This is a genomic window from Stenotrophomonas sp. SPM (genome assembly GCF_003105135.1).
Lineage (GTDB): Bacteria > Pseudomonadota > Gammaproteobacteria > Xanthomonadales > Xanthomonadaceae > Stenotrophomonas.
In genome coordinates, this window is record NZ_QETL01000007.1 from 13,111 (window position 1) to 25,646 (window position 12,536).

General features: G+C 66.4%; 14 protein-coding genes. 8 read left to right on the forward strand and 6 right to left on the reverse strand.

Going from position 1 to position 12,536, the window contains the following annotated elements:
• Positions 1-7: 7 nt before the first annotated feature.
• A complete protein-coding gene (locus DCO49_RS03400) occupies positions 8-616 on the forward strand; it encodes a YbhB/YbcL family Raf kinase inhibitor-like protein (protein WP_116862817.1) in 609 nt (202 codons plus the stop codon).
• Between the two features lie 156 nt (positions 617-772).
• Here DCO49_RS03400 and DCO49_RS20440 read toward each other — a convergent pair whose 3' ends face one another.
• The 4 genes from DCO49_RS20440 to DCO49_RS03415 all read right to left on the reverse strand — a co-directional run bounded on the left by DCO49_RS20440 (position 773) and on the right by DCO49_RS03415 (position 3,244).
• Positions 773-1,072, reverse strand: coding sequence for an NAD(P)H-dependent oxidoreductase (locus DCO49_RS20440; protein WP_243402641.1), 300 nt, complete (start codon positions 1,070-1,072; stop codon positions 773-775).
• Positions 1,048-1,305: an NADPH-dependent FMN reductase gene (locus tag DCO49_RS20445; protein ID WP_243402642.1), complete on the reverse strand. Its 258-nt coding sequence runs from the start codon at positions 1,303-1,305 to the stop codon at positions 1,048-1,050. Before DCO49_RS20445 ends, DCO49_RS20440 begins: the two co-directional genes overlap by 25 nt.
• Positions 1,306-1,550: 245 nt before the next feature.
• Positions 1,551-2,375 (reverse strand): META and DUF4377 domain-containing protein, encoded by an 825-nt coding sequence (locus DCO49_RS03410; protein ID WP_116862818.1) that lies wholly within the window; start codon positions 2,373-2,375, stop codon positions 1,551-1,553.
• Between the two features lie 74 nt (positions 2,376-2,449).
• Positions 2,450-3,244 (reverse strand): undecaprenyl-diphosphate phosphatase, encoded by a 795-nt coding sequence (locus DCO49_RS03415; RefSeq protein ID WP_108767270.1) that lies wholly within the window; start codon positions 3,242-3,244, stop codon positions 2,450-2,452.
• Positions 3,245-3,467: 223 nt separating this feature from the next.
• On the opposite strand from DCO49_RS03415, the gene glnA reads away from it, so the two are divergent.
• From glnA to DCO49_RS03450, 7 genes are all read left to right on the forward strand, one after another.
• Positions 3,468-4,877, forward strand: coding sequence for a type I glutamate--ammonia ligase (gene glnA / locus DCO49_RS03420; RefSeq protein WP_057498133.1), 1,410 nt, complete (start codon positions 3,468-3,470; stop codon positions 4,875-4,877).
• 321 nt (positions 4,878-5,198) lie between these two features.
• Positions 5,199-5,537: a P-II family nitrogen regulator gene (locus DCO49_RS03425; protein WP_004134334.1), complete on the forward strand. Its 339-nt coding sequence runs from the start codon at positions 5,199-5,201 to the stop codon at positions 5,535-5,537.
• 22 nt (positions 5,538-5,559) lie between these two features.
• On the forward strand, positions 5,560-6,987 hold the full coding sequence (amt, locus tag DCO49_RS03430; RefSeq protein ID WP_108767272.1) for an ammonium transporter: 1,428 nt from the start codon (positions 5,560-5,562) through the stop codon (positions 6,985-6,987).
• A gap of 156 nt (positions 6,988-7,143) precedes the next feature.
• Positions 7,144-7,890 (forward strand): N-acetylmuramoyl-L-alanine amidase, encoded by a 747-nt coding sequence (locus DCO49_RS03435; RefSeq protein WP_116862819.1) that lies wholly within the window; start codon positions 7,144-7,146, stop codon positions 7,888-7,890.
• 123 nt (positions 7,891-8,013) lie between these two features.
• Positions 8,014-9,165, forward strand: coding sequence for an MltA domain-containing protein (locus tag DCO49_RS03440; protein WP_116862820.1), 1,152 nt, complete (start codon positions 8,014-8,016; stop codon positions 9,163-9,165).
• Positions 9,166-9,273: 108 nt separating this feature from the next.
• Positions 9,274-9,567 (forward strand): hypothetical protein, encoded by a 294-nt coding sequence (locus tag DCO49_RS03445; protein ID WP_116862821.1) that lies wholly within the window; start codon positions 9,274-9,276, stop codon positions 9,565-9,567.
• A gap of 175 nt (positions 9,568-9,742) precedes the next feature.
• A complete protein-coding gene (locus DCO49_RS03450; protein ID WP_116862822.1) occupies positions 9,743-11,788 on the forward strand; it encodes a TonB-dependent receptor in 2,046 nt (681 codons plus the stop codon).
• A 90-nt stretch (positions 11,789-11,878) separates the two neighbouring features.
• On the opposite strand, the gene DCO49_RS03455 is transcribed toward DCO49_RS03450, so the two are convergent.
• On the reverse strand, positions 11,879-12,175 hold the full coding sequence (locus DCO49_RS03455; protein ID WP_108767277.1) for a HigA family addiction module antitoxin: 297 nt from the start codon (positions 12,173-12,175) through the stop codon (positions 11,879-11,881).
• A gap of 13 nt (positions 12,176-12,188) precedes the next feature.
• Positions 12,189-12,470 (reverse strand): type II toxin-antitoxin system RelE/ParE family toxin, encoded by a 282-nt coding sequence (locus DCO49_RS03460; RefSeq protein WP_116862823.1) that lies wholly within the window; start codon positions 12,468-12,470, stop codon positions 12,189-12,191.
• Positions 12,471-12,536: the final 66 nt, after the last annotated feature.

Consider the following 12,536-nt stretch of genomic DNA (forward strand, 5'->3'; position numbering starts at 1 on the left):
CCCCCCCATGCAGCTGAGCAGCAACAGCATCACCGCCGGCGCCCCGATCGACCGCGAATTCGCGGCCGGTGATGCCACTGGTTTCGCCCCGAACCGCAACCCGCACCTGGCGTGGAACGGCGTGCCCGATGGCACCCGCGCGTTCCTGCTGGTGTGCGTGGATCCGGACGTGCCGACCGTGCCCGACACGGTCGGCCGCAGTGACATGACCGTGCCGCGCGACCAGCCGCGTTGCGATTTCGTGCACTGGGTGATGGCCGATATTCCGGCGTCGGTGCATGAGATCGCCGCCGGCAGCTGCAGCGATGGCTTCGTTGCCAAGGGCAAGACGGCACCGGCCGGCCCGGCGGGCAGCCGCCAGGGCGTGAACGACTTCACCGGCTGGTTTGCCGGCAACCCGGACATGGCTGGTGATTACCTCGGCTACGACGGCCCGTACCCGCCGTTCAACGACGAGCGCGTGCACCGCTACTTCTTCCGCGTGTTCGCGCTGGACGTGGCGACGTTGGACCTGCCGCAGCGCTTCACCGCCGCCGATGCCTACCGCGCCATGCACGGCCACGTGCTGGCTGAGGCCACGCTGCACGGCACCTACACGCTGAATCCCGCGCTGTAACGGCAACCCGGCAACGCCGGCCGCTGGCCGGCGTTGCTTTTTTGTAGAGTCGAGCCATGCTCAACTCCTTTTTGTAGAGTCGAGCCATGCTCAACTCCTTTTTGTAGAGTCGAGCCATGCTCGACTGCTTTCCACGCAGACGAGCATGGCTCGACGCTACGAAGACGAACGGCAGTACTTCGCAAACCCGTGCAGAAACGCTTGGGCTTTCTCACGATGCGATTCCGACCGCAGCACATCCGCCACCTGCTGCGGCTCCAGCCCCAGCACCGGCACGCGCAGGAACAGATCGGCACTGAGCGCCGAACTCACCGTCGACAGCACCGCGCGCAGCGCCTGCAGCATGTCCTCGCCAACATGCGAGGCGTGTACCAGCGCAATCGGCCGGCCCACGATCTGGTCGCCGGAGACCAGCCAGTCAAGGGCGTTCTTCAGCCCGCCGGGAATGCCGCGCACGTATTCCGGCTGCACACCAGCACGCCGTCGCTCTGCGCGACCGTCGCCTTGAAGCCGGTGACGCTGCCCGGCTCATCGGCGCCTTCGAGATCGGGCGAGAACACGGGCAGATCGCCAATGCCGGTGTAGACCTCCAGCGCCATGCCCGTCGGTGCGAAGGCCTGCAGCGCCCGCAGCAGCGCGGTGTTGGTGGATTGCCTTCGCACGCTGCCGGAGATGGCGAGAATCTTCATCGCCGCAAGGCTAGCACGCAGGCGTGCGCCCTCCGGGTAGGGCCGGCCGCTGGCCGGCTGTACCTTTCTGCTTTCCGTAGAGCCGAGCCATGCTCGGCTGCGCCCTTTGTAGAGCCGAGCCCATGCTCGGCTGCGCCCTTTGTAGAGCCGAGCCCATGCTCGGCTGCTTTCCACAAAGTCGAGCATGGCTCGACTCTACAGAAGCAAGCCGACTGACAGTCGGCTCTACCACGCGTTGTTCGGCCTCAGCGCTCGGTCGCCGACTCGACCACCATGTCCAGCACGTACGCCTGCGACGGTGCGTCGGCCGGCGGATTCTTCACCGCGAAGCGCTTCACGCGCACCACGTTGCGCACGCCGTCTTCGTGGGTGTAGCCCTCGATGCTGCCGTAGAAGTTCTCGAACTTGCCGGGCTCCCCCTGCTTCAGGCCCTTGTCGTCGAACTTCACCTCACGCACCTGCAGGCACTGGTAATCCGGAATCAGCGGGTGCGAGCACTTCTGGGTCTTCGCAGCCACTTCCAGGAACACGGTTTCGCCCGGGCCGCCGTAGCGGGTTTCGGCGGTCGGTTCCGGTGCGAACACCAGCACGTCGCCCTTGCCGGTGGTCAGGGTCAGCGTGCCGTCGGCATCCTGCGCGGCCTTCAGCTGGCCCTGCAGGCGGCTGGACACCGCTTCGTCCAGCGCCATCAGCGCCTTGTCGGTGCAGGCCATCATGGTCGACACCATCGCGCCCACCTTCAGCGTGCCGTTCTCCAGGGTGTAACCACCGCCGAGGCGGTTGCAGGTGTTGCTCACCGACAGGCGGCCATCGGCGAAGTCCAGGGTGACCGGCTTGTCATCGCGGGCGAACAGCGCATCAATGCGCGTGCCGTCGGCCGCGGTGGCCTGCTTCAGCAACCAGTGCTGGCTCTGCAGGCGCTGCGCATCCAGGTGCGCCAGCGTCTGCTGGTCCGCTGCCTTGCTGGCGGCCGGGGCCACGTCGTCGCCGCCGGTACCGGCCGGGGCCGGGGTCTGGCTGCAGGCGGCCAGCAGGGCCAGCGGGAGGAGCAGGGTGAGCGTGCGGTTCATGGTGATGAGTCTCCTTGAGGAACCTGGAAAAACGGGTCGGGACCGGGAATGGGGTTGCCCGGTCCCGGCGTTGTTCAGCTACCGGCAGGCAACCACAGCAGCAGTGCGGCGCCGAGGGCAATGCGGTAGACGGCAAACGCGGTGAACGTGTGCGACTTGATGTAGCCCATCAGCCACTTCACTACGACGAAGCCGGTGATGGCGGCGGCAACGAAGGCCACGCCGACGTCGGTCCAGTTCTCGCTGGCCAGGTTCCCTTCCTTGGCCAGTTCCAGGAAGGTGTAGGCGCTGGCGGCGAACATGGTGGGAATGCCCAGCAGGAACACGAACTCGGCGGCGGCCGCGCGGCGGCTCAGGCCCAGCAGCATGGCCAGGAAGATCGCCGAGGCCGAACGCGAGGTGCCGGGGAACACGCCGGCCACCACCTGCGCCAGGCCCACGCCGATCGCCACCGTCCAGGTCACCTGGTCGCGGTCGGGCAGGCGTGCGGTATAGGCCTCCACCAGCAGCATCCAGACGCCACCGATGATCAGCGCCCAGGCCACCGGGCCCACGGTTTCCGGCAGCGACCACCCGGCCTTGCGCACCACCAGGCCGACCACGGCGGTCACCAGGAAGGCCGCGCCCAGCTTGAACACGTACTCGCGGTTCTCGCGCTGGCCGAAGCCGGTGGCCAGCTGCAGCAGGCGCTGCCGGAACACCAGCACCACGGCCAGGATCGCGCCGGCCTGGATGATGATGTTGAAGAAGTCCGAACGCGCGCCAAGCCAGTGCTGGGCAATCAGCAGGTGGCCGGTGCTGGAGATCGGCAGGAATTCGGTGAGGCCTTCAAGGATGCCCAGCAACAGGGCGGAGAGCAGATCGGACATGGGTGGAATGGGCGCCGGCAGCGGAAGGAAGAAGCTCGAGAGGATAGACGATCCCTGCCGCACCAAACGGGTGCGGCAGGGGGTGCACGCACCCCTTTGGTGCGCGCCGCGCTGCACCGCGCCGGGGCGCTCCTTGTGAAATCAACGACTTGCGCACGCAGAAAAGTTGGCACGGTCATTGCTCTACCTCAGTAGGCATTCATCCCCATCCGAGGTCGTACCGATGTCCGTGGAAAACGTTGAGAAGCTGATCAAGGACAACCAGATCGAGTTCGTCGATCTGCGTTTCGTGGATATGCGTGGCGTCGAACAGCACGTCACCTTCCCGGTCAGCATCATCGAACCGTCGCTGTTCGAAGAAGGCAAGATGTTCGACGGCAGCTCCATCGCCGGCTGGAAGGGCATCAACGAGTCGGACATGGTCCTGCTGCCGGATCCGGCCAGCGCCTATGTCGATCCGTTCTACGCCGATCCGACCATCGTCATCAGCTGCGACATCCTCGACCCGGCCACCATGCAGCCGTACGGCCGCTGCCCGCGCGGCATTGCCAAGCGCGCCGAGGCCTACCTGAAGTCCTCCGGCATCGCCGAAACCGCGTTCTTCGGCCCGGAGCCGGAATTCTTCATCTTCGATTCGGTCCGTTTCGCCAATGAAATGGGCAACACCTTCTTCAAGGTCGATTCGGAAGAAGCCGCCTGGAACAGCGGCGCCAAGTACGACGGCGCCAACAGCGGCTACCGTCCGGGCGTGAAGGGTGGTTACTTCCCCGTTCCGCCGACCGACACCCTGCACGACCTGCGCGCTGAAATGTGCAAGACCCTGGAACAGGTCGGCATCGAAGTGGAAGTGCAGCACCACGAAGTGGCCACCGCCGGCCAGTGCGAGATCGGCACCAAGTTCAGCACCCTGGTGCAGAAGGCCGACGAACTGCTGCGCATGAAGTACGTCATCAAGAACGTGGCGCACCGCAACGGCAAGACCGTCACCTTCATGCCCAAGCCGATCGTCGGTGACAACGGCAGCGGCATGCACGTGCACCAGTCGCTGTCCAAGGGCGGCACCAACCTGTTCTCCGGTGACGGCTACGGCGGCCTGAGCCAGCTGGCGCTGTGGTACATCGGCGGCATCTTCAAGCACGCCAAGGCCATCAACGCCTTCGCCAACTCGGGCACCAACAGCTACAAGCGCCTGGTGCCGGGCTTCGAAGCCCCGGTGATGCTGGCCTACTCGGCCCGCAACCGTTCGGCCTCGTGCCGCATTCCGTGGGTGTCCAACCCGAAGGCACGCCGCATCGAAATGCGCTTCCCCGATCCGATCCAGTCGGGCTACCTGACCTTCACCGCGCTGATGATGGCCGGCCTGGACGGCATCAAGAACCAGATCGACCCGGGCGCACCGAGCGACAAGGATCTGTACGACCTGCCGCCGGAAGAAGAAAAGCTGATCCCGCAGGTCTGCTCCTCGCTGGACCAGGCCCTGGAAGCGCTGGACAAGGACCGCGAGTTCCTCAAGGCCGGCGGCGTGATGAGCGATGACTTCATCGACGGCTACATCGCGCTGAAGATGCAGGAAGTGACCAAGTTCCGCGCGGCGACCCACCCGCTGGAATACCAGTTGTACTACGCCAGCTGACCGGGCGGCGATGGCGGTGGGACCTCCCTCCCACCCGCCGCCATCGCCTCCGTTCTTTGCGGCTGGGGAGCCGCATGGCGGGCCTCGTGCCCGCCTTGGTAGAGCGGACTGTTAGTCCGCTGATCCAGGGGCAAGAGAGAGACCGGATACGCGACATGGGCCGCCCTCCCTCCCGCGTCGGTCGTGCAAGGAGAGAGGCACGGCCGTCCCGGCCCATTACGTGTCCGGTGCAACAGCCACGGTCATCATCACGATGGCCCGTGGTTGCCTGATGCCATCGCGCGCTGGCGCGGTGGCCCCATCCACCATCGGGACATGCGCATGAAACTGATCTCCGCCATCATCCGACCGTTCAAGCTTGACGAGGTCCGCGAGGCCCTCTCCGACGCTGGCGTGTCGGGCATCACCGTGACCGAAGTGAAAGGTTTCGGTCGCCAGAAGGGCCACACCGAGCTGTATCGCGGCGCCGAGTACGTCGTCGATTTCCTGCCCAAGATCAAGATTGAAACCGTGGTCACCGACGAGCGTGCCGACGCAGTGATCGAAGCGATCCAATCGTCCGCAGGCACTGGCAAGATCGGCGACGGCAAGATCTTCGTCACTGCCGTCGAGCAGGTCATCCGTATCCGCACCGGCGAAATCGGTGCCGACGCGCTGTAACCCCTTCCGGAGACTCCCCCAAATGAAGATGCGCCTTCTCACCGGGTGGCAAGCCCGGTTCCATCTCGTGTGCCTGTTGATGCTGCTCAGCGCGCTCGCCGCCGGCGCCTGGCCGGGTACTGCGAACGCCCAGGCCCAGGTCTCGCCGCTGCCCAGCGAAACCGTCGCGGTCGAACCGCTGCAGGCTCCGGTCGCTGCGGCACCGGTTGCTGCCGAAGCCGCCGCGCCGGCCTTCGACCACGGCGACGTCGCCTGGATGCTCACCTCCACCCTGCTGGTGCTGCTGATGGTGGTGCCGGGCCTGGCCCTGTTCTACGGCGGCCTGGTGCGTTCGAAGAACGTGCTGTCGGTGCTCAGCCAGATCCTGGTGGTGTTCTCGCTGGTGCTGCTGCTGTGGGTGTCCTACGGCTACAGCGCGGTGTTCAGCGCGGGCAATCCGTTCTTCGGCTCATTCACCGAGTTCGCCTTCCTGAAGGGCTTCACCCCTGATTCGGTCGGCAACACGCCCATCAAGGGCCTGCCGGACTATCTGTTCGTCGCCTTCCAGTCGACCTTCGCCGGCATCACCACGGCGCTGATCGTCGGCGCCTTCGCCGAACGCATCAAGTTCCGCGCGGTGCTGCTGTTCTCGGCGCTGTGGTTCACCCTCAGCTACATCCCGATGGCACACATCGTCTGGGGTGGCGGTTACCTGGGTGAAATGGGCGCGATCGATTTCGCCGGTGGCACCGTGGTGCACATCAATGCGGGCGTGGCCGGCCTGGTCGGCGCGTGGTTCCTCGGCAAGCGCCTGGGCTATGGCCAGACCGCGCTGAAGCCGCACAACGTGCCGTTCACCTACATCGGCGCGATGCTGCTGTGGGTGGGCTGGTTCGGCTTCAACGCCGGCTCGGCCGCCGCGGCCGACACCGTCGCTTCGCTGGCCTTCCTCAACACCGTGCTGGCCACTGCTGCGGCCGTGCTGGGCTGGACGCTCACCGAAGCGATCACCAAGGGCAAGCCGTCGGCACTGGGCGCAGCGTCGGGTGCGGTGGCCGGCCTGGTCGGCATCACTCCGGCCTGCGGCACCGTGGGCCCGCTGGGCGCCATCGTCATCGGTCTGGTCGCCGGCGTGGTCTGCGTGTGGGGCGTCACCGGCCTGAAGCGCCTGCTGAAGGTGGACGACACCGCCGACGTGTTCGGTGTGCACGGCGTCGGCGGCATCGTCGGTGCCATCCTCACCGGTGTGTTCAGCGCGCAGTCGCTGGGCGGCACCAAGGCCGATCTGGATATCGGCCACCAGGTGTGGGTGCAGGTGGTCAGCGTCGGCCTCACCGTGGTCTGGTCGGCGGTGGTCACCGCGGCCATCCTGCTGCTGGTGAAGGTGGTGGTCGGCCTGCGCGTAACCGAAGAGGCCGAACGTACCGGCCTGGATGTCACCTCGCATGGCGAATCGGCCTACGAGGCCTGATTCAACGGCGGGCGGCCTGCGAAGGTCGCCCGCCATTTGGCACTTGGCATGGTAGGTGCCAAGCTTGCTTGGCACATCCTGCAGCGCCATCCACGCATGGCGTGGATCTACCCCATGGGCATGCATCGTCGCGCGCGATCGCGCACAATCAAACGCATGCACCCGATCCGCACCCCCCTGATGCTCTCGGCCTGCCTGCTGCTGGCCGCCTGTGCTTCCGCGCCGCAGGAAAGCCGCAATCCGCTGGCGACCTGGGTGCCATCGCCAAACCAGAACGCGCGCGATCCGGTCGTCATCGTCATCCACCACACCGAACAGGATTCGGTGCAGCAGAGCCTTCACACGCTGCGCACCTCCAACAGCGGCGGCCGGGTCAGTGCGCATTACCTCATCGGGGCCGATGGCCACCGCTACCAGCTGGTCAGCGATGAACGCCGCGCCTGGCATGCAGGTTCCGGCCGCTGGGGCACCATCACCGATCTCAACTCGGCCTCCATCGGCATCGAGCTGGACAACAACGGCAGCACGCCGTTCACGCCCGCGCAGATCACATCGCTGATCCTGCTGCTGCGTGACCTCACCGAGCGCCTGAACATCCCGCCGCGGCAGGTGATCGGTCACGCCGATCTCGCGCCGACGCGCAAGGCCGACCCCAGCCGCTTCTTCCCCTGGCAGCAGCTGGCCGAGGCCGGCTTCGGCGTGTGGCCGCGTGCCAGCGATGGCCCCGCACCGGACGGTTTCGATGCGTGGAATGCGATGGCCCGCTTCGGTTACCCGCTGGAGGATCGCGAAGCGGCCGTCGCCGCCTTCCATCGCCGCTTCCGCGGCAGTGACGACCTGCCGAAGACGCTGGACGCCGAAGACGCGCGTATCCTGCATTCGCTGCTGCTGCAGACGCCGTAGCCATCTGAGGGTAGCGCCGGGCCATGCCCGGCGAGCGCGCAGCGCGGGATCCGCTTTCCGCCGGGCATGGCCCGGCGCTACCGAAGGTTGCTCCGCCACCATCGGCCCCACTACATTGCGACGATGATCACTGTTACGTCGCCGCGCGCGTTCCTCACCTTCCTGGCCGTTGCCCTGCTCGCCGGCTGCGCCACCACCGGCACCCGTCCGGGCACACCGGCCGCCAAGCCCGCTGCCGCCACCTACGGCAAGGTCGACTGGAAGGCCCTGCCGGCGGTCTCCGATACCGACCTGCAGGCCGGCTTCGTCGCCTGGCGCAGCAGCTGCACCCGCCTGAAGAATGATGCGGTCTGGGCCCAGCCCTGCGCGACCGCGGCCACGGTGTCCGACAAGGACCCGGCGGCGATCCGCCAGTTCCTGCAGCGCGACCTCGACGTGTACGCACTGCGCGCCGGGGGCCACCAGGCCGATGGCCTGATCACCGGCTACTACGAACCCATCTATCCGGGCAGCCTCACCCGCACGGCCACGGCCACGGTGCCGGTGTATGGCACGCCCGACGATCTGATCGTGGTACAGCTGGACAGCCTGTACCCCGAGCTGAAGGGCAAGCGCCTGCGTGGTCGCCTCGACGGCAAGGTGCTCAAGCCCTATGACGACGCCGGCACCATCGCCAGCAAGGGATCCAAAGCGCCTGTGCTGGCCTGGCTGACCGACCCGATGGACCTGCAGCTGCTGCAGATCCAGGGCTCGGGCCGCGTGCGCCTGGCCGATGGCACCCAGGTGCGGCTGGCCTATGCCGAGCAGAACGGCCACCCCTACCGCGCCATCGGCCGCTGGCTGGTGGACCAGGGCGAGCTGAAGAAGGAAGACGTCACCATGGACGCGATCCGCACGTGGGCGAAGGCGCACCCGGCGCGCGTGCCGGAGCTGCTGCGCAGCAACCCCAGCTACGTCTTCTTCGTGCGCAGCGCAGACAGCCCGGAAGGCCCGCGCGGTTCGCTGAACGTGCCGCTGACCGCCGGCTACAGCGTGGCGGTGGACCGCAGCGTGGTGCCGCTGGGCAGCCTGCTGTGGCTGTCCACCACCCGCCCGGATGGCAGCCCGGTGGTGCGCCCGGTGGCCGCGCAGGACACCGGCGGCGCCATTGCCGGCGAAGTGCGCGCCGACCTGTACTGGGGCAGTGGCGATGCCGCCGGCAAGCTGGCCGGTGACATGAAGCAGAACGGCAACCTCTGGATGCTGTGGCCGAAGGGCGCGCCCCTGCCGAACTGAACCGGGAGGGGTCGGATCCCTTTCCGAAGGAAAAGGCTCTGACCCCGAATGGCTGATAATGGCGCCATTCCGAACTCTCCGGCCGCCGCTGCGGCCAGGACCCCTGCAATGAAGAACATCAAGAACAACACCGCCAGGAAGTACTACAAGCACTGGGCCGAATCGGGCCTGGGCAAGGGCAACGTGCTGATGGAAGCCCGCGGCGAGAAGATCGTGCGCCAGGTGGAAATCTACGGCACCAAGCTGGTCTGGGCCGATGAGCACGGCCAGAGCGACGACCGTTTCATGCTGGCCGACCAGCCGGTGTCGTTCCTCGATTTCGACGAGGACGACGAAATCTCCGCGCGCGAATTTGAAAGCGCCTGGAAGAAGGCCAGGGAAGCCACCGGCTACCCGGTGTAAGCACCGCTTTACCCCGCTTTGTAGAGTCGAGCCATGCTCGACTGCTCCATCGCCCTTGTAGAGTCGAGCCATGCTCGACTGCCGTCTGTCAGGAACAGTCGAGCATGGCTCGACTCTACATGGCGGGTGCATGAAATGTTATATGATTACATTTCATCCGCACCCTTCCACCCCCATGAAGACCTCCACGCTAGTGGCCGCCCTCGCGGCCGCTCCGTTCGCCCCTGAAGTTTTCGCACAGTCTGCCGATGCCGCGCTCACCCTCGGCAAGGTGCAGGTGCACCAGCATGGCGAAGGCCAGCTCAGCGCACACCAGGTGCTGACCTCGGTGGACGTGCTCGGCGCGGACCAGATCGAAGACCGCAACGTCTCGCACAGCTGGGAACTGCTGGGGCAGATGCCCGGCATCCAGCTCACCGAAACGCGGCAGGGTGCGGAGTCGGGCAAGGTCAGCTTCCGCGCCTTCAACGGCGAGGGCTACCTCAATGCCATCAAGACCCTCATCGACGGCATCCCCAGCAACGTCAACAGCGGCAACCAGCGCTTCATCGACATGCTGTTCCCGCTGGAAATCAGCTACATCGAAGTGGTGCGCGGGACCAACGACCCGCGCTACGGCCTGCACAACATCGGCGGCAACGTGAACTTCGGTACGCGCCAGGGCGGCAACTACACCGATGCGCGGCTGGCCTACGGCAGCTACAACACCCGCGATGCGCAGCTGGCGGTGGGACGTGAAGCAAACGGCTTCGCACAGAACTACTTCGTCGGCACCCAGGCCAGTGACGGCTACCGCGACCACGACACCTCGAAGAAGTATTCGCTGGGCGGCAAATGGTTCCATGGCTCGCTGGACGACGGCCTGCGCGTGGGCCTGACCGCGCGTGCCTACCACCACGAAGCGGACGAACCCGGCTTCATGACGGCCGACGAACTGCGCACGCACCGCCGTGGCAGCGACCTGCGCAACGGCAACGATGGCGATGACCGCGACATGCGGCAGATCGCCGCGCACGCGGACCTGAAGCTGTCCGATGCGCTGACTTTCGGTACGCGCCTGTACTACAACCGCTATGAAGACGATCGCCGGGTGACCTTCAGCGACCTGCCCACCGGCAACCTGCCGCGCCAGCGCCGCGTGTGGGACGAGCGCCAGACCGGCCTGCTCAGCACGCTCACCTGGCAGGCCAGCCCCGCGCTTACCGTCGAAGGCGGCCTCAACTACGAGCAGCAGGACAACGGCTATGTCCGCGAGCGCTACGCCTACGCCGAACCCACCGACTACCGCCAGGCGCCGGCGCGCGTGCAGAACAGCGACCGTCACCGCTTCGACAACTGGGGCGCCTACGTGCAGGCCATCTACCAGCCCGCCGAGGCGTGGAAGATCGTGCCGGCCTACCGTATCGACCGCTTCAGTGGCAGCACGCACCTGATGAACGGCATCAGCGGCCGCCTGCAGGACTACGGCACCATCGGCCAGCCCAAGCTGAGCGTCATCCACAGCCTGGGCCAGACCACCCACGTCTACGCCAACTGGGGCCGCACCTTCCAGGTGCTCACCGGCTCCACCGCGCCGGCTTATCTCACGCCGGGGCAGGCGCCGATGCAGCCGTCCACCAACACCGGCATGGAGCTGGGCCTGAAGTTCGAGCCGTTCGCCGGCAGCCAGGCACGCCTGGCGGTGTGGCAGCAGGATGCGGAAAACGAGGTGTCCAACATGCCGGCCACCGGCACCACGGTCACCCTGGGCAAGACCCGCCGCCGCGGCGTGGATGCGCAGCTGAGCCTGCAGCTGGGCAATGACTGGACGGTGTGGGCCTCGCACGCCTACCAGGAAGCGAAGATCACCCGCGATGACCGCGATGCCAGCATTTCGCTGCAGGGCAGGGAAGTGGCGGCCACCCCGCGCCACATCAGCAACCTGGGCGTGGACTACCGCGCCAGCGACGCGCTGCGCCTCGGCCTGCAGGCCCGCGCGCAGGGCGACTACTACCTGGAAGAGCGCAACGAAGCCGGCAAGTTCGGCGGCTTCGCCGTGCTCGACCTCAGCGCCGCGTACCAGATCAACCCACGCTGGAGCGTGGACCTGCAGCTGAAGAACGTCACCGGCCGCGAGTACGCCTACGCCTGGTACGACAGCTTCTTCTGGGACAGCGCCCGCCCGATGTTCTCGCCGGCCCCGGGCCGCAGCGTGTTCGTCGGTCTGAACATGAAGCTGTAACCGGCCACGCATCCGGTAGTGGTCGAGCTTGCTCGACCTGCAGGGGGCAGAGCCCTTTCCTCACGGAAAGGGATCCGACCCCGGACAGGCTCATGCCACCGCGTTGTAAGGCTCGATCCGCGCCAGAACCTCCGCCAGCTTCTCCTTCGTCATCGCCGCATCGAAATCCGCCTGCAAACCGATCCAGAACTTGTCGGACACGCCGAAGTAGCGGGACAGCCGCAGTCCGGTATCTGCCGTCACGGCACGCTGGCCGGTAACGATCTCGCCGATCCGGCGCTGCGACACGCCGATTGCCTTGGCCAGGCGGTACTGGGTGATTCCCAGCGGCTCCAGGAACTCATGCAGCAGGATCTCGCCGGGAGCGGGGTAGGGGACGGTTCGCATGCGCGCGGCTCCTTCAGTGGTAATCGACAATTTCGACTTCGGCGGGGCCTTCTCGGGTCCAGACGAAGCACAATCGGAACTGATCATTGACGCGGATCCTGTACTGGCCGCACCGGTTCCCGTGCAACGGCTCCAAGCGATTGGCCGGAGGTATGCGCAGATCCCGCAGATCGGCCGCAACGTTGAGCATCGCCAGCTTGCGCAGGGCAGCGGCTTCGATGTGGCGCCACCTCGGCACGCGTTGGCCATCGAACAGCGCCTGCGTGCGTCTGCAGGCGAACGACTGGATCGGCAGGGTAGTAACGGTTGTCGATAGTATCGTAAGGCGTTATTATCAGCTCAGCAAGCCTGACAGGTCATT

What these genes read in the sequence shown, in the direction of transcription:
- DCO49_RS03400 (WP_116862817.1), top strand. Translation starts at nt 8, where the DNA reads ATGCAGCTGAGCAGCAACAGCATCACCGCCGGCGCCCCGATCGACCGC.
- DCO49_RS20445 (WP_243402642.1), bottom strand. Translation starts at nt 1,305, where the DNA reads ATGAAGATTCTCGCCATCTCCGGCAGCGTGCGAAGGCAATCCACCAAC.
- DCO49_RS03410 (WP_116862818.1), bottom strand. Translation starts at nt 2,375, where the DNA reads ATGAACCGCACGCTCACCCTGCTCCTCCCGCTGGCCCTGCTGGCCGCC.
- DCO49_RS03415 (WP_108767270.1), bottom strand. Translation starts at nt 3,244, where the DNA reads ATGTCCGATCTGCTCTCCGCCCTGTTGCTGGGCATCCTTGAAGGCCTC.
- glnA (WP_057498133.1), top strand. Translation starts at nt 3,468, where the DNA reads ATGTCCGTGGAAAACGTTGAGAAGCTGATCAAGGACAACCAGATCGAG.
- DCO49_RS03425 (WP_004134334.1), top strand. Translation starts at nt 5,199, where the DNA reads ATGAAACTGATCTCCGCCATCATCCGACCGTTCAAGCTTGACGAGGTC.
- amt (WP_108767272.1), top strand. Translation starts at nt 5,560, where the DNA reads ATGAAGATGCGCCTTCTCACCGGGTGGCAAGCCCGGTTCCATCTCGTG.
- DCO49_RS03435 (WP_116862819.1), top strand. Translation starts at nt 7,144, where the DNA reads ATGCACCCGATCCGCACCCCCCTGATGCTCTCGGCCTGCCTGCTGCTG.
- DCO49_RS03440 (WP_116862820.1), top strand. Translation starts at nt 8,014, where the DNA reads ATGATCACTGTTACGTCGCCGCGCGCGTTCCTCACCTTCCTGGCCGTT.
- DCO49_RS03445 (WP_116862821.1), top strand. Translation starts at nt 9,274, where the DNA reads ATGAAGAACATCAAGAACAACACCGCCAGGAAGTACTACAAGCACTGG.
- DCO49_RS03450 (WP_116862822.1), top strand. Translation starts at nt 9,743, where the DNA reads ATGAAGACCTCCACGCTAGTGGCCGCCCTCGCGGCCGCTCCGTTCGCC.
- DCO49_RS03455 (WP_108767277.1), bottom strand. Translation starts at nt 12,175, where the DNA reads ATGCGAACCGTCCCCTACCCCGCTCCCGGCGAGATCCTGCTGCATGAG.